This window comes from Alteromonas sp. ABH2_165, assembly GCF_056159945.1.
This window is the reverse complement of the sequence record NZ_JBSWWF010000002.1, coordinates 78,712-97,644: the sequence shown is the minus strand read 5'-3', so window position 1 is coordinate 97,644 and position 18,933 is coordinate 78,712. Positions and strand designations below refer to the sequence as shown.

General features: G+C 52.2%; 20 protein-coding genes. 18 read left to right on the top strand and 2 right to left on the bottom strand.

Annotated features, from left to right (window positions below; all coding sequences use genetic code 11):
• Position 1 precedes the first annotated feature (1 nt).
• Together ACXAFQ_RS05045 and ACXAFQ_RS05040 are read right to left on the bottom strand one after the other, a co-directional pair.
• Positions 2 to 586 (bottom strand): hypothetical protein, encoded by a 585-nt coding sequence (locus tag ACXAFQ_RS05045; protein WP_474818586.1) that lies wholly within the window; start codon positions 584 to 586, stop codon positions 2 to 4.
• Positions 576 to 1,076 carry an RNA polymerase sigma factor gene (locus ACXAFQ_RS05040; RefSeq protein ID WP_474818583.1) on the bottom strand — a complete coding sequence of 167 codons (501 nt, stop codon included), beginning with the start codon at positions 1,074 to 1,076 and terminating at the stop codon, positions 576 to 578. Before ACXAFQ_RS05040 ends, ACXAFQ_RS05045 begins: the two co-directional genes overlap by 11 nt.
• Before the next feature lie 186 nt (positions 1,077 to 1,262).
• Here ACXAFQ_RS05040 and ACXAFQ_RS05035 point away from each other — a divergent pair, with 186 nt between their 5' ends.
• From ACXAFQ_RS05035 to ACXAFQ_RS04950, 18 genes are all read left to right on the top strand, one after another.
• Positions 1,263 to 2,591 (top strand): sensor histidine kinase, encoded by a 1,329-nt coding sequence (locus ACXAFQ_RS05035; protein ID WP_474818581.1) that lies wholly within the window; start codon positions 1,263 to 1,265, stop codon positions 2,589 to 2,591.
• Positions 2,584 to 3,579: an NADH-quinone oxidoreductase subunit B family protein gene (locus tag ACXAFQ_RS05030; RefSeq protein WP_474818579.1), complete on the top strand. Its 996-nt coding sequence runs from the start codon at positions 2,584 to 2,586 to the stop codon at positions 3,577 to 3,579. The genes ACXAFQ_RS05035 and ACXAFQ_RS05030 overlap by 8 nt, the downstream gene beginning before the upstream one ends.
• Positions 3,580 to 3,589: 10 nt before the next feature.
• Positions 3,590 to 5,041: a nickel-dependent hydrogenase large subunit gene (locus ACXAFQ_RS05025; RefSeq protein ID WP_474818577.1), complete on the top strand. Its 1,452-nt coding sequence runs from the start codon at positions 3,590 to 3,592 to the stop codon at positions 5,039 to 5,041.
• Between the two features lie 18 nt (positions 5,042 to 5,059).
• Positions 5,060 to 7,471 carry a carbamoyltransferase HypF gene (gene hypF / locus ACXAFQ_RS05020; protein WP_474818575.1) on the top strand — a complete coding sequence of 804 codons (2,412 nt, stop codon included), beginning with the start codon at positions 5,060 to 5,062 and terminating at the stop codon, positions 7,469 to 7,471.
• Between the two features lie 285 nt (positions 7,472 to 7,756).
• Positions 7,757 to 8,833, top strand: a complete 1,077-nt coding sequence (locus ACXAFQ_RS05015; protein ID WP_070124425.1) for a hydrogenase small subunit — start codon at positions 7,757 to 7,759, stop codon at positions 8,831 to 8,833.
• Positions 8,833 to 10,638, top strand: a complete 1,806-nt coding sequence (locus tag ACXAFQ_RS05010; RefSeq protein ID WP_070124423.1) for a nickel-dependent hydrogenase large subunit — start codon at positions 8,833 to 8,835, stop codon at positions 10,636 to 10,638. Before ACXAFQ_RS05015 ends, ACXAFQ_RS05010 begins: the two co-directional genes overlap by 1 nt.
• A gap of 27 nt (positions 10,639 to 10,665) precedes the next feature.
• Positions 10,666 to 11,409, top strand: a complete 744-nt coding sequence (gene cybH, locus ACXAFQ_RS05005; protein WP_474818570.1) for a Ni/Fe-hydrogenase, b-type cytochrome subunit — start codon at positions 10,666 to 10,668, stop codon at positions 11,407 to 11,409.
• A gap of 41 nt (positions 11,410 to 11,450) precedes the next feature.
• Positions 11,451 to 11,768, top strand: coding sequence for a HigA family addiction module antitoxin (locus tag ACXAFQ_RS05000; RefSeq protein WP_474818567.1), 318 nt, complete (start codon positions 11,451 to 11,453; stop codon positions 11,766 to 11,768).
• 189 nt (positions 11,769 to 11,957) lie between these two features.
• Complete coding sequence (locus tag ACXAFQ_RS04995) at positions 11,958 to 12,587, top strand: HyaD/HybD family hydrogenase maturation endopeptidase (protein WP_070124418.1); 630 nt, start codon at positions 11,958 to 11,960, stop codon at positions 12,585 to 12,587.
• Positions 12,587 to 12,916 (top strand): HypC/HybG/HupF family hydrogenase formation chaperone, encoded by a 330-nt coding sequence (gene hypC, locus ACXAFQ_RS04990; RefSeq protein ID WP_474818565.1) that lies wholly within the window; start codon positions 12,587 to 12,589, stop codon positions 12,914 to 12,916. Before ACXAFQ_RS04995 ends, hypC begins: the two co-directional genes overlap by 1 nt.
• A 15-nt stretch (positions 12,917 to 12,931) precedes the next feature.
• Positions 12,932 to 13,363, top strand: coding sequence for a hypothetical protein (locus ACXAFQ_RS04985; protein WP_474818562.1), 432 nt, complete (start codon positions 12,932 to 12,934; stop codon positions 13,361 to 13,363).
• A 23-nt stretch (positions 13,364 to 13,386) separates the two neighbouring features.
• Entirely contained in the window at positions 13,387 to 14,253 is an 867-nt protein-coding gene (locus ACXAFQ_RS04980) for a hydrogenase expression/formation protein (protein WP_474818561.1), read from the top strand.
• Positions 14,237 to 14,485, top strand: coding sequence for a rubredoxin (locus tag ACXAFQ_RS04975; protein ID WP_474818560.1), 249 nt, complete (start codon positions 14,237 to 14,239; stop codon positions 14,483 to 14,485). Before ACXAFQ_RS04980 ends, ACXAFQ_RS04975 begins: the two co-directional genes overlap by 17 nt.
• The gene (gene hybE, locus ACXAFQ_RS04970) at positions 14,485 to 15,081 is read left to right on the top strand and encodes a [NiFe]-hydrogenase assembly chaperone HybE (RefSeq protein ID WP_474818556.1); all 597 of its coding nucleotides are present in this window, start codon (positions 14,485 to 14,487) and stop codon (positions 15,079 to 15,081) included. Before ACXAFQ_RS04975 ends, hybE begins: the two co-directional genes overlap by 1 nt.
• On the top strand, positions 15,078 to 16,166 hold the full coding sequence (locus ACXAFQ_RS04965; RefSeq protein ID WP_474818554.1) for a hypothetical protein: 1,089 nt from the start codon (positions 15,078 to 15,080) through the stop codon (positions 16,164 to 16,166). Before hybE ends, ACXAFQ_RS04965 begins: the two co-directional genes overlap by 4 nt.
• Positions 16,159 to 16,500 (top strand): hydrogenase maturation nickel metallochaperone HypA, encoded by a 342-nt coding sequence (gene hypA / locus ACXAFQ_RS04960; protein WP_474818551.1) that lies wholly within the window; start codon positions 16,159 to 16,161, stop codon positions 16,498 to 16,500. The genes ACXAFQ_RS04965 and hypA overlap by 8 nt, the downstream gene beginning before the upstream one ends.
• 1 nt (position 16,501) lies before the next feature.
• Positions 16,502 to 17,461, top strand: a complete 960-nt coding sequence (hypB, locus tag ACXAFQ_RS04955) for a hydrogenase nickel incorporation protein HypB (RefSeq protein WP_474818549.1) — start codon at positions 16,502 to 16,504, stop codon at positions 17,459 to 17,461.
• Positions 17,458 to 18,933 (top strand): sigma-54-dependent transcriptional regulator, encoded by a 1,476-nt coding sequence (locus tag ACXAFQ_RS04950; protein WP_474818546.1) that lies wholly within the window; start codon positions 17,458 to 17,460, stop codon positions 18,931 to 18,933. The genes hypB and ACXAFQ_RS04950 overlap by 4 nt, the downstream gene beginning before the upstream one ends.

The following is an 18,933-nucleotide window of genomic DNA, read 5'->3' as shown; positions in this document are numbered from 1 at the left end:
GTTAGTCGAGCTGGCTTCTTATCCCGGCCAGCTCTTCCATTCTCGCTCTGAACTTTCGTTCCCGTCCGCGGGCCCAGATAAAACAACCAAAGCTGATCACCAGTCCTAGCCCCAGCCAAACCGCAATCCTGACTAAAGATAATCCTTCCTCACTGGCAGACAAGGTTTTAAAAATTTCTCCGCCGAAGAACAGCAACAGCATCACGCACGACACCCAGCAGGAATGTTTGGTGTAAAACGCAATTTTCACATTGTTCGCCACCTGACGATAAAGCACATTTACGTGCGATTGGGTATCGACGGCCGTGGTGAAGGCAGCGTGGCGACGCAGCCAGAGAAAATAAATGACGAAAGGTACGGTGATAATTAGCGTGGCCCAGGTAACGATTAATGCAGACAGCGGTAATTTGTCTGACTGATAGTAAAGAATGAGCGCCAGCGGTACCGGCCCAAGCACATCTACCAGCATGTAAAAACGCTGCTTCCAGCGCTGCATGTGCAATTCACGTTGAATTTTTTCCACATCGATTGGCTGCACTTCCTGAGTTTGCCAAAGCGCGGCCAGATCATCAGTATTATTTGTCATCGTTTAACCTCTCTACAACAGCGGCTTTGGTTCGCTTCAGCAGTACACCCACGTGGCTGGTAGTTAAACCACACACGTCGGCTATTTCATCGTAAGACAGTCCTTCCAGCGACAGCGTTAGCACCTGACGTCCCGGCAGCGGTAGTTCGCGCACGATATTAAGTAACGCCTGCAACTGTTTGTCTTGCGCAGCATTGTCCTCAGGATTGAGGGTGAAACACGGATTAGACGCTTCGTGGTCGTCAAAAGACTCAGCCCGTGGAATACGCGCATTGGTCGCCACGTGCGTTACCGCCCGGTTGTGAGCAATCTTAAGGATGTAGGTTTTCAGACTGCTTTTACGCTCAAAACGCTGCAACCCTTGCCACACGGCCAGCGCGATCTCTTGCAGCAATTCCTGTCGCAATGCTTCATTGGCCTCATAGCCACTGGCAACGCGGCTGAGCAGTCCGTTGTATTCCTTGAGTATGGCAGCAAAATCGGTAGCCAAGGGTGTTCCCGGGTCCTTAGGGTTCATGCCCTGAAAGTGTGTTTGTTACCCCATAGTCAGGGCATTTTGAAAAAAATTACAGTCATCGTGAATAAATTTTTATGGCACCTACCGAGCAGGTACTTGAACCGCCGTGATCTTCGGTATAGTTTTACGCTATGAAATGTCTCATTTTAGTGGTCTGAAATGACCAACGAGCACGAAGTCGATAACGAACAGGCCATCCAGGCCGATGTTGCGTGGGTTGATGTCATCCACAAAATGGATGAGGCCTATGCCGATCTGGTTCGCTCGCAGGTTGAGTTAGAAAGTAAAAATGTTGAGCTGGAAGAAGCACAGCGTTACTTTGACAGCGTGCAGAGCTCGATGAACGACGTGCTGATTGTTTGCGATAACCACGGCAAAATTGATGGTGTAAACCGTGCGCTCAGCGAATTCACAGACGAAGATAGCCCCAGTCTGCTAGGTACGCCGGTAGAAGATCTCATCAGTTGCCCCGGTGTTCCACTTTTACCGCTCCTCAAACAAGTCGACAGCAAACACATAGAACGAGACGTGGATGTGGTACTGCACGGCAGCTTCGGAGATGTGCCGTTATCGGTGAATTGCTCACCCCGTATTAACCACCGTGGCCGTAAAGTGGGCGTGGTGCTGGTAGGCCGTCCGGTGGGCGAATTACAGCGGGCTTACAAAGAACTCAACGAAGCCCATGCCGAACTACAACTGGCACAGCAACGGTTGGTACAGTCTGAAAAAATGGCTTCTCTGGGTCGACTGGTCGCCGGGGTTGCCCATGAACTGAATAATCCTATCAGCTTTGTATACGGCAATATGCACGTATTACAGCGCTACACCAATAAGCTGCGCACCTATTTCGATGCGGTGAGCGAGGGTGCCACCCGGGAAGACCTCCGCGACATGCGCTCGCAAATGCGTCTGGATAAAGCGATTAAAGATCTCGATTCACTGGTGGAAGGCACCATGGAGGGCGCGGTTAGGGTGAAAGAAATTGTTGATGATCTGCGCCAGTTTTCATCCACGCAGGCATCTGCAAAAGCCGCATTCGACATTGTTCATGTCATCCGCACAGCGGCACACTGGATTGTGAAAGAGAGCAAATTCGCGGTTGATATTACTTATCAGCTGCCGCCAAAATTAGATGCCTGGGGACACGCTGGGCAAATTCATCAGGTAGTGGTAAATCTGGTGCAGAATGCGTTTGACGCCATGGCCGACAGTGAAACAAGGTCGCTTATTCTGAGTGCAGAGCCTTGTCATCAAGGGGTACTGGTTACATTAAAAGATAGCGGACCAGGCATTAGCGAAGCCGATGCACCGAATTTATTTGAACCCTTTTTCACCACCAAACCAGTAGGAAAAGGCACGGGCCTAGGACTTTCCATTAGCTACGGCATCATCGCTGAACACCACGGCGAACTCAGTATCATCAATCATGAACAAGGTGGCGCACTGGCTCGACTCTGGTTGCCGGGGCCGGGAGAAGACGATGCATAATCTACTCTGGTTACAATCTGGGGGGTGTGGTGGCTGTTCCATGTCACTGTTGAATGCCGAATCGCCAGACGTCATCGCGCTGTTTGAGGCTGCCGACATTAATTTGCTGTGGCACCCCTCGTTAAGCGAAGCCAGTGGCCGCGAATTCCTTGCCATCCTGGATGATATCCTGAACGATCGCTTGTCGCTGGATATTCTGTGCATCGAAGGCTCGATGATGACCGGCCCAAACGGCACCGGTCGTTTTCACGTGATGGGCGGTACCGGCAAGCCAATGATTGAATGGGTGTCAGAGTTAGCAGCCAAGAGTCGTCATACCGTGGCAGTCGGTTCCTGCGCCGCGTATGGCGGCATAACCGCCGCTGCCGATAACCTTACCGAGGCTACCGGCTTGCAGTTCGAAGGCGAGCAAACTGGCGGCTTGCTTGGTGAAGACTACCGCTCACAGTCTGGCAATAAAGTAGTGAATATCGCAGGATGTCCGACGCATCCAGACTGGGTAACCGAAACTCTCACTAGCATTGCCATGAGTGAACATACCGATGACGATTTAGATGCGCTGGCTCGCCCACGCATGTATGCCGATCACCTTGTTCATCACGGCTGCAATCGCAATGAATTTTACGAATACAAAGCCAGCGCTGAATCGTTAGGTGATCGCGGTTGTATGATGGAAAACACCGGCTGTAAAGGCACGCAAGCGCACGCCGACTGCAATATTAGACCGTGGAACGGGCAGGGCTCTTGTACCAATGGCGGTTACCCCTGTATCAACTGTACTGCCCCTGAATTTGAAGAACCGGGACACACCTTCACCCGCACTCCGAAAGTGGCAGGCATTCCTGTTGGTTTGCCCACCGATATGCCCAAAGCTTGGTTCGTGGCGCTGGCTTCACTGTCGAAAGCCGCTACCCCCAACCGCCTGAAACAGAACGCGGTATCCGATCAGTTAATTTATCCGCCGACTATCTACAAGCGGGACAAATGAGAGCAACCCTATGAGCAGAATCGTTGCAGGCCCGTTTAACCGCGTTGAGGGGGATTTAGAAATTGCCCTGGATATCCAGAACGGACAGGTCGACAGCGCCGAAGTGAACTCAACCCTTTATCGGGGTTTCGAGCAAATCATGCTGGGCAAAGCCCCATTAGATGCACTGGTGTACACGCCACGGATTTGCGGCATTTGTTCAGTAACCCAATCGGTTGCTGCCGCCCGGGCACTGGCTGATTGCATGGGTATTGAGATGCCTCGTAACGGCCAGTTAGCCACCAACTTGATTCTCGCCAATGAGAACATGACCGATCTGCTCACCCATTTCTATCTATTCTTCATGCCAGATTTTGCCCGCGACCTGTATGCCGACAAGCCCTGGTTTGCAGAAATAACCAACCGCTTTAAAGCGACATCCGGCAGCGCCACTGCAGTCATGCTGCCCGCTCGCGCGGCCTTCCTGCATCTGATGGGGTTAATGGCAGGCAAGTGGCCGCACACCCTCACCATTCAGCCGGACGGCTCCGCACGTGCCATCGACCGTGCCGAACGCATTCGTGTGGTAACCATTATTTCTGCGTTCCGCAAATTTTTAGAATCTGAATTGTTTGGCGACAATCTCGATACCATCAACAAGTTGTCTTCAATAGATGAACTCAAAGCGTGGCAGGCATCGAAAAGCTGGGATCACAGCGATTTTAGCCGTTTTCTGCACATCAGCGAGGAGTTGGAGCTACATAAACTCGGTAGGGGCCCTGGCAACTTTTTAAGTTATGGCGCGTACCCACTGACCGAAGGACACCTGTTTGCACCGGGCCAGTTGATTAAAGGTAAACGCACAGACGTGACCATTTCCGCAGTCACGGAAGATCATGCTCACAGCTGGTTAACGCCCCTGTCTGCACCGGTAAATCCAATGCAGGGCGAAACCACGCCCGATCTGGATAACGACAACGCGTATAGCTGGTGTAAATCACCCAGGCTGGATAATCACGTGATGGAAACCGGCGCTATTGCCCGTCAAATGCTGAATCGAAACCCGCTGATTGAAGCATTAGTTGCTGCTAACGGCGCGAATGTACATTCTCGAATCGTCGCCCGCCTGCTGGAACTGGCAAGCGTGATCCCCGCCATGCAAGCATGGGCTAAAGCCATTGACCCTTCTGCGCCATTTCGCCACGAAACCAAGCTACCCGACAGTGCGCGAGGCATTGGTTTGGTGGAAGCCGCCCGTGGCTCACTGGGACACTGGATAGAAATTAAAAAGGGTAAAATTTCGCAATATCAGATTGTGGCCCCCACCAGCTGGAACTTTTCCCCCAGAGACAGCTTCGGTATTCCAGGTGCATTGGAGCAGGCATTAGAAGGCGCGCCGGTACGTCCGGGCGAGACTGAGCCGGTGGCCGTACAGCACATCGTCCGTTCTTTTGATCCGTGCATGGCCTGCACGGTGCACTAGCCTGATTATTCATACGCCATGACAACGTCTGAAACCAACGGTTTTCATATCCGCATTACTGGTCTGGTACAGGGTGTGGGCTTTCGGCCATTTGTCTGGCGATTGGCTAATGAATTATCCCTGTGCGGACATATTTTTAATGACGGCGAGGGCGTGCTGATTGAAGTGCAGTGCGAAGAAGCCGAAGCCAACACTTTTGTGGCGTCGATTCGTGATAACGCACCGCCCTTATCACGCATCAACAGCGTTATTCTGACTCCGATTTTTATCAACGTAGGGCCGACATCGTTCACCATCACCGAATCTGTGAGCAACGCGGTTAACACCGGTTGTCCGCCCGATGCTGCCACCTGTGAAGACTGCCGAAACGAGCTTTTCGATCCCGCAGATCGTCGCTTCCAATATCCGTTCCTGAACTGCACGAATTGCGGGCCCCGGCTATCCATCATTAAAACCCTGCCTTACGACCGGGCAAGCACGACGATGGCGGATTTTCCGCTTTGTGATGCTTGTGCAGCTGAGTATCAGAACCCTGCAGACCGGCTCTTTCACGCTCAGCCGGTAGCTTGCCCTGACTGCGGGCCAACGCTGTGGCTGGAAGATAGCCAGGGTGAAAAGTTAGTTTCCAGTTCGCCATTTACCGATATTGCCGCCGCGCTTCGCGAGGGGAAGATTATTGCGCTGAAGGGGCTGGGTGGATTTCATTTGGTCTGCGATGCAACGAACCAGCAGGCCGTAAACACGCTGCGCGAACGTAAACGACGCCCGCACAAGGCGTTTGCCCTGATGATGAGAAACATCGAACAGGCCAGTGACTATACCCACCTGGGCAATGAGGAAATCGCGCTGCTGAAGTCGCCCCAGGCTCCGGTAGTACTTGTCCCGCCTAAAGAAGATTGTGCTAAAGCGTCTTCAACGCCCCATAGCCCATCGGGTAAGCTGCTTACAGGTAAGCCATTGGCTGACACGATAGCACCCGATACCAATCGCCTTGGCATTATGTTGCCTTACACGCCCATTCACCTGTTACTAATGGACGCGGTGGATTTCCCGCTGGTAATGACCAGCGGCAACGCCTCTGGGCAGCCCCAAGCCATCGACAACGAGGATGCCAGAAGCCAGCTATGTGATATTGCCGACGTATTTGTGATGCATAACCGGCCTATCCACAACCGGGTAGATGACTCCGTCATGCAGGTGCTACCAAATGAAACGGGCTCCCGGTTACAGCCACTACGACTAGCCCGCGGCTATACACCGCTGGTGCTACCGCTACCGGAAGGCTTTTCAACAGAGCACAGCATTCTGGCCCTGGGGGCGGAGTTGAAAAACACCTTCTGCATGACCCAGGGGCCCAACGCTGTAATCTCACAGCACATGGGCGATCTCAGTGATGCCCGTACCTTCGATGCCTGGGAGCAGACACTCGCACTGTACCGCGACTTATATCAGTTTTCCCCGTCACAAATAAGTTGCGATCTGCATCCCGATTACCTTTCCAGTGGCTACGCGCAGCGCTGTGCCGATGAAGAAGATTCTTCGTTTTATGTTGATTCGCCGATAAGTAAAACTCAGCATCACCATGCCCATATGGCAGCCTGTATGGGAGACAATGACGTTCCACTGAGCAGTGAAAACCTCCTCGGCATTTGCCTTGACGGCACGGGTCTTGGCACCGATGGTACGCTTTGGGGCGGCGAAGTGCTGTTTGGCAACTATCAGCAAGCAGAACGACTGGGCGGACTCAAACCCGCACCACTACCCGGCGGCACACAGGCAATTCTCGCGCCCTGGCGTTGTCTGTTTGGCCAGTTATATCTCTTACTGAGTGAGCAAGACATTAGAGAACGCGTGATCGCGGTTCCCGGATTACCAAAAACACTGGCATCCCCCACGGCAGCCACGCTGTCGAAGATGATAGATAAGCAGCTCAATTGCCCGCTTAGCAGCTCTGCCGGGCGTTTATTCGATGCCGTTGCTGCCCTGCTTGGTTGTTACGACAATCAGATCAGCTACGAAGGTCAGTCAGCCGTTGCCCTGCAAAAGCTGGCTGAGAACGGGCAGCTTCCTGCGAAGCCATTTACTCTGACACCCGATACGGAAGGACGTATTGATCCCGGCCCCATGCTACTGGAAATGATAGACGCGCTCGGACAGGGCGAAGATAAGTCCAATATTGCCAAGGGATTCCATGTATCAATGGCAACGGCTTTCACCTGCTTAGCGCAGAATATCCAAAAGCAGAAACACTTCCGTACTGTGGTTCTCTCCGGTGGTGTCATGCAGAACAGTTTACTGCAGGGCTTGCTTCAACAGCAGTTGCAGCAAGCTGGGTTCACCGTACTCAGCCATCAGCGCATTCCCGCTAACGATGCCGGTATTGCCTTTGGTCAGGCGCTGATCACGCTGGCCCGCACAACACCTGCCTGAACACCTCTGTTTTTACTGATAACCGACTTTCCAGTTTCGTTCTCCAGTGGAAAGCTAACAAACCAATTCCCGCCTCTAAAATTGTTAACTTACTGTTATTAAAAGCAATTCCGATCTGGTCTGGTGTTTGCTATCTGTCTGGTTGCATTAAAGAAATTGTTGCACCAAACAAAAAAACAAAAATCCGCTGAATAGCCGGATAACTTGCTTAATACCCAATCATCGAACAGGCACGGTACACGCGAGATTATTTCGTCTTCAGCAGAAGTATGCGGAGGACCCACCATGTCCCAATTGGAAACTTTTTATAACGTCATGCGTCGGCAGGGAATTACCCGTCGAAGTTTTCTTAAGTACTGCAGCCTGACTGCGGCAGCGTTGGGCCTTGGCCCGGCATTCGCACCTCGCATTGCCCATGCCATGGAAACCAAAGAGCGGACGCCCGTTCTGTGGTTACACGGTTTGGAATGTACCTGTTGTTCAGAATCTTTCATCCGTTCAGCCCACCCGCTGGTAAAAGACGTGGTGCTGTCGATGATTTCACTGGATTACGACGATACCCTGATGGCATCTGCCGGACACCAAGCGGAAGCAATCCTTGAGGAAACCATCCAGAAATACAAAGGTAAATACATTCTCGCCGTAGAAGGTAACCCGCCGCTGAATGAAGACGGTATGTTCTGTATCGTGGGTGGTAAACCGTTCCTCGACCAGCTGAAACACGCGGCCAAAGATGCCGCCGCGATTATTGCCTGGGGTTCCTGTGCATCGTGGGGCTGCGTGCAGGCTGCTAAGCCTAATCCGACCCAGGCCGTGCCTATCCACAAAGTCATTAAAGACAAGCCCATCATCAAAGTACCGGGTTGTCCACCTATTGCCGAAGTCATGACCGGCGTTATTACCTACATGCTCACATTCGGCCGCGTGCCGGAGCTTGACCGTCAGGGTCGTCCAAAGATGTTCTACAGCCAACGTATTCACGACAAATGCTACCGTCGTCCGCACTTCGATGCAGGCCAGTTTGTAGAGCAATGGGATGACGAAGGCGCGCGTAAGGGTTACTGCCTGTACAAAGTGGGCTGTAAAGGGCCAACCACTTATAACGCCTGCTCTACGGTACGCTGGAACGAAGGTACCTCGTTCCCCATCCAGGCCGGTCACGGCTGTATCGGTTGTTCCGAAGACGGCTTCTGGGACAAAGGCTCGTTCTACGATCGCCTCACCGACATCAAACAATTTGGTATTGAGAAAAACGCCGATGAAATCGGTATGACTGTTGCTGGTGGCGTTGGTGCCGCCATTGCTGCCCACGCCGCAGCGAGTGCTGTGAAGCGCGCACAGCATAAAGGAGAACAAGAATAATGAATGATTTAAATTCAAGCAGCCTGGACAACAGTGGCCGTCGGATTGTGGTCGATCCGGTGACCCGCATTGAAGGTCATATGCGCTGCGAAGTGAACGTCGATAAAGACAATATTATTCGTAACGCGGTATCCACCGGTACCATGTGGCGTGGTTTGGAAGTGATCCTGAAAGGCCGTGACCCGCGCGACGCGTGGGCGTTCGTAGAACGTATCTGTGGTGTTTGTACCGGCTGTCACGCGCTGACCAGTGTCCGAGCGGTAGAAGATGCATTAGGCATCGATATCCCGCTGAACGCACACATCATCCGGCACCTGATGGATAAAACTTTGAATATTCACGATCACGTGGTGCACTTTTATCACTTGCACGCGCTGGATTGGGTTAACCCGGTTAACGCGCTGAAAGCCGATCCGGTGAAAACCTCCGATTTACAGAAAAAAGTGTCCATTGCCCATCCGAAATCCAGCCCAGGCTACTTCAAAGATGTGCAAACCCGTATCAAGAAATTCGTTGAAAGCGGCCAATTAGGTCTGTTCGCTAACGGTTACTGGACCAACCCTGCATACAAACTGCCACCGGAAGCGGATTTGATGGCGGTAGCGCACTATCTGGAAGCGCTAGATATGCAGAAGGAAATCGTCAAGATCCACACCATTTTCGGCGGTAAGAACCCGCACCCGAACTACATGGTAGGCGGCGTGGCCTGTGCGATTAACCTGGATGGCACCGGCTCGTCCGGCGCACCGGTGAACATGACCAGCCTGAACTTCGTGCTGGAGCGTATCCGCGAAGCCGAAGCCTTCATCAAGAACGTGTACATCCCTGACGTTATCGCCATTGCCACGCTGTACAAAGACTGGCTGTACGGCGGCGGTCTGGCAGCCCACAACGTGATGAGCTACGGCACACACACGGTGGTGCCCGGCGATCGCAGCACAGACCTGGTACCGGCAGGCGCAATTATCGGCGGCAACTGGGACGAGATTCACCCTGTAGATGTGCGTAACCCAGATGAAATTCAGGAGTTCGTTGACCACAGCTGGTATCAGTACGCCAATGGTGCGAAAGGTCTGCACCCATGGGATGGTGAAACCGAAGCAAAATTCGAACTGGGCCCGAACTTCAAGGGCACCAAAACCAACATTAAAGAACTGGATGAAAGCGCCAAGTACAGCTGGATCAAGTCGCCACGCTGGAAAGGTCATGCCATGGAAGTGGGTCCGCTGTCCCGTTATATCATCGGCTATGCGTCCGGTAAGGAATACATCAAAGAGCAGGTTGACCGCTCACTGCACGCATTCAACTCTGCTACCGGAATGGATCTCGGCTTGAAACAATTCCTGCCTTCTACCTTAGGTCGTACCCTCGCCAGAGCGCTGGACTCTGAACTCTGTGTGGATTCTATGCTGGACGATTGGCATCAGTTAGTTGCCAACATCAAAGGCGGCGATTCATCAACGGCTAACGTTGAGAAATGGGACCCGAGCACTTGGCCAAAAGAGGCCAAAGGTGTGGGCATAAACGAAGCACCGCGCGGCGCGCTGGGTCACTGGATCAAAATTAAAGACGGTAAAATAGAGAACTATCAGGCGGTGGTACCAACTACATGGAACGGCTCCCCTCGCGATGCCAACGGCAACATTGGTGCCTTTGAAGCCTCGCTGCTTAACACCCCCATGGAACGTCCTGATGAACCGGTTGAGATTCTGCGTACCCTGCATAGTTTCGACCCCTGTCTGGCGTGTTCTACCCACGTAATGGCCGAAGATGGTCAGGAACTGACAAAAGTTAAGGTTCGCTAAGGCATTGCGCTAACGCAGGAGAACGTCATGACATCAACCGTAGAAAAAAAAGAGCTGGTGGATAATCATCGTGATGGCAAAGAAAAGGAACTGGTACGCAAACAAACCGCCGTTTATGTATACCAGGCACCCGTAAGGCTATGGCACTGGGTAACGGTACTGAGCGTGCTCACACTATGCGTGACCGGGTACTTCATTGGTGTGCCTTTGCCAACGCAGCCGGGTGAGGCCAGTGAGAACTTCCTGATGGGCTATATCCGTTTCGCGCACTTTGCCGCGGGCTACGTGGTGACTATTGCCTTTATCGGTCGGATTTACTGGGCGATTGTGGGCAATAGTCACGCCAGAGAGCTTTTCTATCCCAAGGTTTTCCGTAAAGCCTGGTGGAAAGAAGTGTGGCACGAGATCCGCTGGTACTCGTTTATGGAGAAAACGCCGAAGAAATACGTGGGTCATAACCCGCTGGCACAACTGGGTATGTTTGTACTTTTTGTGCTCGGCATTATTTTTATGATCGTGACTGGCTTCGCACTGTATAGCGAGGGCCTTGGGCAGGGCAGCTGGGCCGACGTGATGTTTGGCTGGGTCATCCCGCTATTTGGTCAGAGTCAGGGTGTACACACCTGGCACCGTGTGGGCATGTGGTGGATCATCACCTTCATCATGATCCACGTGTACGTGGCCATCCGTGAAGACATCATGTCACGCCAAAGCCTGATCTCCACCATGGTAAGCGGCTGGCGGATGTTCAAAGATGACAAGCCGGACTAACCGAGAATATACGCGCCTTTGCAGGCGCGTATTCCCTGCCTATGTGTGACATTACTTCCATTTCCTCACCCTGCAACCCTGGCTGTAAAAAAGCCGAGCATCCCGGCGCATTTCTGGCCCGGTGTTATCTCACCCCCATGAAAATTACCCAGTCTCGTCTGGCGGCAGAACTGAAAATTTCCCGTCGCCGGGTGAATGAAATCGTTCAGGGCCGCCGCGCTATTTCAGCGGATACTGCATTACGTCTCGGCATGTTTTTGAAGACGCCCGCCATGTTCTGGCTCGAAAAGCAACAACGCTGGGATCTCTATCAAGCGCAACAAGCCGCAAAAGAAAAGAAACTTTCCGATATAGCATAAAATTGATAAGTTAATTTCCAATCAAAATTTATCACGTTCTGTAACGCTCCCCGTTACACCCCGCCAATACTGGCTTTCTGCCTTTTTCCTCGATTGGCACAGAGTTTGTAATACCTGAAAGACTAAACAACAAAAATTTTAAACATTACTTTACAGCCCTTTAACGAATAACAAGATAAGCAGGCGGGTATGAACAGTAAGAAAGTATTAATTTTAGGCATTGGCAACGTGCTCTGGGCCGATGAAGGTTTTGGCGTACGCTGCATCGAAGCACTTAATCAGGACTATGTGTTTGAAGGCGATGTAAAGCTGATGGACGGTGGCACCCAGGGTATTTACCTGGTGCAGCACGTTCAGGAAGCCGATGTTTTAGTGGTGTTTGATGCCATCGACTATGGTTTAGCGCCAGGCACGCTGAAAGTGGTATATAACGATGATGTGCCTAAATTCATGGGCGCAAAGAAAATGAGTCTTCACCAAACCGGGTTCCAGGAAGTACTGGCCATGGCCGAGTTCACAGGCAACTACCCGTCAGCCTTACTGCTTGTTGGCTGTCAGCCGGAAGAACTGGAAGATTTCGGCGGCAGTCTGCGAGATGTGGTCAAAGCGCAAATCGAGCCCGCCATCGATACCGCCCTGAACTATTTAACAGACTTCGGCATTACCGCGCAGAAGCAACAAACCAATAACCATGCCTTGTCGCCCGAACAGCTGAATCTGAGCGATTACGAACAAGGCCGACCGGATGAAGCCTCGGCTTGCCGCACCGGTGATATTCGCTTTTTCCCGCCAGCTCAAGGTGAACAGGAGGCGCACTGATGTGTACCGGCATTCCGCTTCAGGTTATTCAGAACGACGGCCTACGCGCCCTGTGTGGTGATAGTCAGGATGAGCAATGGGTAGACATGCAGTTAGTTGGCCCGCAGAAAGAAGGCACTTGGGTGCTGGTTTTTCTTGGTGCCGCCCGGGAAGTCGTGTCTGCCAATCGCGCAAAGAATATCGCCGATGCATTAAAAGCACTCACTCAGGTAATGAATGGCACCCTCGACTATGACCAGTCGCTGTTCGCTGATCTTAATGATCGCGAGCCGGAACTGCCAGAACATCTGAAGTCTCAATTAAACCCGGTTAACTCAACAACACGCTAAATAAGAAGTCAGCCCATGCCCTCACCATTAGTAGAAAGACTGATAGAAGAACTGAATTACCCGCACTTGTCGGAAGAAAATTTTGAGTCCTTCATTCAGGAAGAAGAATTCTCAGTACTGTTTCTCACTGAGCAACCCAAACAGTTCCCCGAATCGAATGACGTGGCAGTGATTCTGCCAGAACTGATTAAAGCTTTTCCCAAACTAACGCCAGCCGTGGTGTCTACCAATTATGAGCGCGAGCTACGCGGTCGCTATAATTTTCGCGCCTACCCGGCATTGGTATTTCTGAAACAAGGGAAATACCTCGGCGACATTACCAAAGTTCGCAACTGGGACGAATACATGTCGATGATTTCCGACCTGCTTTCAAAAGAGCCTACTTGTGATCCGGGCATTGGTACCCCGGTTGTGTTTAACCCTGGCCCAGCCAGCTGCGGCCACTAGGCGGCGCTTACAAGGAGATCACTATGGATAATCAAATTCCAATTCGTAATGTCGGTGCAGTACCCATTGGTCCGGGTAGTCAGGACGAGGGCGATATGGTGCTCGACTACATGAAAATGCCGGGCGCAATGCACACTTATGACATGCCTATTTTGCCAGAAGCAGAAGACGTACAGTCCTGTCCGCATGCCGTTGCCGTGCTGGAGCAGCTACAACATGCGCTAGACCACTACGAGGTGGACCAGCCTTCAAGCCGCTTCAGTATTAAGTCGCTGCCTGCGCCAGATCTTTCCCTGCTGAATAACCTGCTGGGAGAAGGAGAAGTCAGTATCCGTATTGAGGGTACCGAAGCCTATCAAATTCAGGAAACGGTGATGGCAGGTGTTTGGCGTGTTCGCTCGTGGATTGGTGAGGAACTTTCCTCAGACATCATTGAAGTTGCCGATATTCCTGTGGCAGTCCGCGAACTGGCATTTAGTCAAGCAGAGCCGCTTACCCCCAAACTTGCCAGCTTGCCAACTAACCTGCTAAACGCGCCGTCGGTACTGGTAGAAATTGCAGAAGTGTCAGAGAAATACAGCCAGGACAAAACGGCAATCCCCCATGTCATCAATCTGTCGCTGCTGCCATTTTCTCCTGAAGATCATGGTTGTTTAACCTACTTCACTGGCACAGGTCCTGTCACCATGCTGTCGCGAGGTTATGGCAACTGCCGCATCACCGCCACCAACGTGGAAAACCTGTGGCGTGTGCAGTACTACAACAGCACCGATCAGTTAATTCTCGATACCCTCGAGATAGTAGATATTCCAGCGGTGGGCTGTGCGGCACCGGAAGATCTGGAAGATTCGGCTGAACGCCTGCACGAAATTCGTGACGTACTGGTGTGAGGAAAGCATGAACTATCAGGGCTTTGAAGGCAGTTTTATGGGTGATGCCAGCCGTATCAGCGATGACGCCTGTCTGGAATGCAAGATTTGCTGGTATGTTTACGACCCCGCCGAGGGTGATGATATTGAGCAGATCCCACCGGGCACGCCATTTACGCAACTGCCCGAACACTGGCGCTGCCCTCAGTGCGATGGTGATAAAGATCAGTTCATGGTGACCGGAAAAGACTGATGATAACACGCTCTGACATCATGGCGTTCTATCAGCAAGCCGATAGCAAAATGTGCGATCTGCCGGTGTACAATCCCGCATTGTCTGTATTTTGCAGTGACGCGGTGGCGACACCTTGTCAGCATTCGCTGTTTGCTGTGGTAACGCCGTGGTGCATGAACTTACTGTTGCTGCATCCTGCGCTGCCTGACTGTGGTGAAACCTTTGCGTTGGTCTTGCCTTCCGGCATGTTTGAATTTACCGCGTCAGAAGATAGTGCCCTGGGTCGCTACGGAATTTGTTCATTGTTCTCACCCATGTGGGAATTTGAAGCCCAGTCCGTTGCAGAAGATGTCGCGATAAGTGCGCTAAGTTTCATTATGCAGGAAGACGAAAATAGCGTGTCAGAGCGGCAGCTGCTAAAAGACGAGCATCAGCGCCGCACTGAGATTATCAATGAAGAGGCGTCGAGGGAAGACGCGGCGCAAACGGAAGCAAAAGCGCTGGCCGCGTCCGAGTTGACGACATCAGACGACCCCGGTGTCAGTCGCAGAGCATTCATGCGTGGCAAATTTTCTGCAACCGTTACCGGATTAGACAACGAGGTGGAGCTGTGACGTCGTTCAGCGCCGGGGAAATCCAGGTAAATGCCTTGTGGAAACAGGGCCAACTGACCATTGTAGACATCATCAACAGTCGCCCCCGACATCTCACTGCCTGGTTTCGTGATAAGCCCGTGGAACAGGTTGTTGGGGCATTACCGCTGATCTTTAATGTTTGTGCCGTCGCGCAAACCGTAGCGTCTTTAAAAGCGATGGAGTCGGCGCAGTCTATCACCGTATCAGAGCCCACCCGCCGAGCCAGGGCATTTCTGGTCATGGCTGAATCGGCAAGAGAACTGGGCATTAGCCTGCTGCAACATTGGGTGGCCGGTAAAGACGTGATTATGGGCAGGCTTACCGCTTGGTTTGCCCAGTGTCATCAAAAGGCTCGCTGGTCACTACAACTTAACGCCGTAGCAAAAGAAGACACCCAGGACTACAACAGCCACGTTGCCGCCTTAGAAACCTTAATCATAGCAATGTTCAGCGCGCCATTGGGCGAACTTAAAAATCCGGACTTGCTTAGAGAATGGGTAGTAAACCATCACGCCGAGACAGCCGCCTTATTCAGTAACTTATCCTTTGGTGCAGGGGCAGACACACTGGATCTTTCGGTACAGACAGACCTCGATAGTGTTTTAGACGAACTTGATAACGGCGACAGGGCGGCATTTTGTAAGCTCCCGTCGATCAATGGCAAACCGCGGGAATCCGGTTGTTTCGCCCGGGCAGGCAATCAAGATGACAACGTATTCGTTAATCGGTTGTCGGCCTTGATCAACGACTTTGCCACCATACCCAGAAACATGCGTCGCCTTCTGCCCGACGCCGGAATTCAACGCCATGGCATAGGCTTAGCAGAAACTGCCCGAGGTACCTTGCTGCATAAAGTGGAGCTGCGACAGCTTGGTGAACAGTGGGTCATAGAGGATTATGCTATTGTGGCCCCCACAGAATGGAATTTTCATCCTCGAGGATCCTTGTACTCTGTGTGTAATGGTATGAAAGTCGACGCAGACAATGCCACCACTGTGGTGGACACAATGATAAAAATGATAGATCCCTGCGTGAGCTGGAAAAGTGAGGTAAGCCATGCATGAAATGTCCATTGCTGAAGGCATTCTTCAGGTCTTAGAAGATCAGGCCGCGACTCAGCAGTACGAAAAAGTAAAAGCAGTGTGGCTGGAAATCGGCCCACTGGCCAATATCGATGCAAATGCCCTGACATTCTGCTTCGACGTGGTTATGAAAGGCAGTCTGGCAGAAGGTGCCAAACTCACTATCATCTCGCTCCCTGGTGTGGCTTACTGCCTGCAGTGCAGCGAAACAGTCTCTATTACCCAACGTTATGACAGCTGTAGTCATTGCGGCAGTTACCAGTTGCAAGTAACCCAGGGTGATGAAATGCGAATTAAAGAATTAGAGGTAGCCTGATATGTGTACTGTATGCGGTTGTTCCGAAGGTGAAGTAAAAATCGAAGGTCATCACCACCAGCATGACGATGGTCACCATCATCATGCGCACGCGCATGATGGCCATGCTCACGCTCATGAGCACAACCACGGTCACACACATGATCATGGGAATGACCACAATCATGATCACAATCATGTGCATGCAGAAGGTCACAACATTCACTTTGGTAAAGGCCCGGCCCACGCCCATGTACCAGGTTTAAGCCAGTCGCGGATGATTCAAATTGAGCAGGATATTCTGGGTAAAAACGATCAGTACGCCGCCCGCAACCGTGCCGCATTTGCACGCGACTCGGTGCTGGCGCTGAACCTGGTATCGAGTCCGGGTTCCGGTAAAACCACACTGCTCACAGAAACGATCAAAGCCCTCGACGAACAGTTCCCGATGGCCGTAATTGAAGGCGATCAACAAACCGCCAACGACGCTGACCGCATTCGCGAAACCGGTGTGCCCGCTATCCAAATCAATACCGGTAAAGGTTGCCACCTCGATGCCCACATGGTGGGTCATGCCATGGAAAACTTCGACAATCTGTCTGGCGGCGTGTTGTTTATTGAGAACGTAGGCAACCTGGTGTGCCCGTCGGCTTTCGATTTGGGCGAAGCCGCCAAGGTCGCCATTTTGTCGGTTACCGAAGGGGAAGATAAACCGCTGAAATACCCGGATATGTTCCATGCCGCTAAGCTGATGCTGCTGAACAAAACCGATCTGCTGCCACATCTGGATTTTGATGTAGACAAGTGCATCGATTACGCCCGTCAGGTAAATCCAGACATTGAAATCATCCAGATCTCAGCACGTAGTGGTGAAGGCATGGAAACCTGGCTGTCCTGGTTGAATGCGCACCGTTCTAAACACATCAGACAGCGTTTAGAGAAACTTGAGGCGGAAGCAGCCAGCCTTCGGGATCTGCTATGACCGCCGTTGCCAGCCGCCCAGCGGTACTCTGCGTTGATGATGAGTTGCGTTCACTGGAAACCCTTGAACGGACACTGGATGACGATTTTGATGTATTCACCGCAGCAAATGCGTCGGAAGCGCTGTCAGTACTGGAAAGCGAGTCGGTTCATGTGATTCTTTGCGACCAACGTATGCCCGAGCGTACCGGCGTAGATTTACTTACAGAAGTGCGAGAGCGCTGGCCTCAGGTGGGCCGTCTTATTCTGTCGGGTTACACCGAGTCAGAAGATATTATTCGTGGCCTGAATGACGCCGGGATTTTCCAGTACATTACCAAGCCCTGGCACCCGGATAATCTGATTTCCACCGTGCGTAGCGCTTGTAACATGGTGTCGTTTCAGCAGGAAAACGATTTGCTGAATATGGAAATGCGACTCACAGAAATGGAGTCAGAGTCGCGAGTTCAACACAAACGCAGCAAGTTGCAACAAAGCTTCCGTCTGGAAGGGATCAAGCGCCACGAGAACAGTCCACTGAATGCCGTGTGCGCGCAGGTAGAGAAAATAGCGCCTTTTGATGTGTCAGTGTTGATCAGCGGTCCGTCCGGTGCCGGTAAAGAGCTGTTCGCTCGCGCATTGCATTACAACAGCTTGCGCGCCGACAAACCCTTTGTGGTGGAAAACTGCGGTGCCATGCCCGATGAACTGCTGGCTTCAGAGCTGTTCGGCCACAAGCGGGGCTCCTTCACCGGCGCGATCACCGATCACGTAGGTCTGTTTGAACAAGCCGATGGCGGTACCATTTTCCTTGATGAAATTGGCGAAATAAGCCCGGCCTTTCAGGTAAAGCTGCTGCGAGTTTTACAGGAGCGGGAGATACGTCGTTTGGGCGATCAGCAACGCCGCAAAATTAATGTGCGGGTGGTAGCCTCTACTAACCGTGATCTGGAAGAAGAAGTCCGCGCCGGGCGCTTCCGTCAGGATCTCTATTTCCGACTGGCCGAAGTCCCCATGGAACTCCCTGCGCTGTCGCGTCGCAAAATTGATATACCTGTTCTGGCGAACCATTTTCTCGATACCGCGATGTCGCAGTTCGACAAGCAGGTTAACGGCTTCAGCGATGAAGCGCTGGCCTGTATGGCTCGCTACCACTGGCCGGGTAACGTACGCGAATTACAGAACGAAGTCCGCCGCATGCTGGTGATGGCAGAGGGTAATTTACTAACTGCCGACCTGCTACAAAGCCGTATCCTGCGCGCTTCACCGGAATCCGAACGCGGAGAACTGGAACTGCTGGCGAATCTGGACGGTACACTGAAAGAACGTGTGGAGATGCTGGAAAAACGCATTCTGCGGGAAACCCTCATCCGCCATCGCTGGAACAAAAGCAGCGCCTCTCTGGAACTGGGCCTGTCCCGGGTCGGTTTACGCTCCAAACTGGAACGCTACGACCTCGATAAGGGCGACATCACCGATCGCCCCAAACATTAG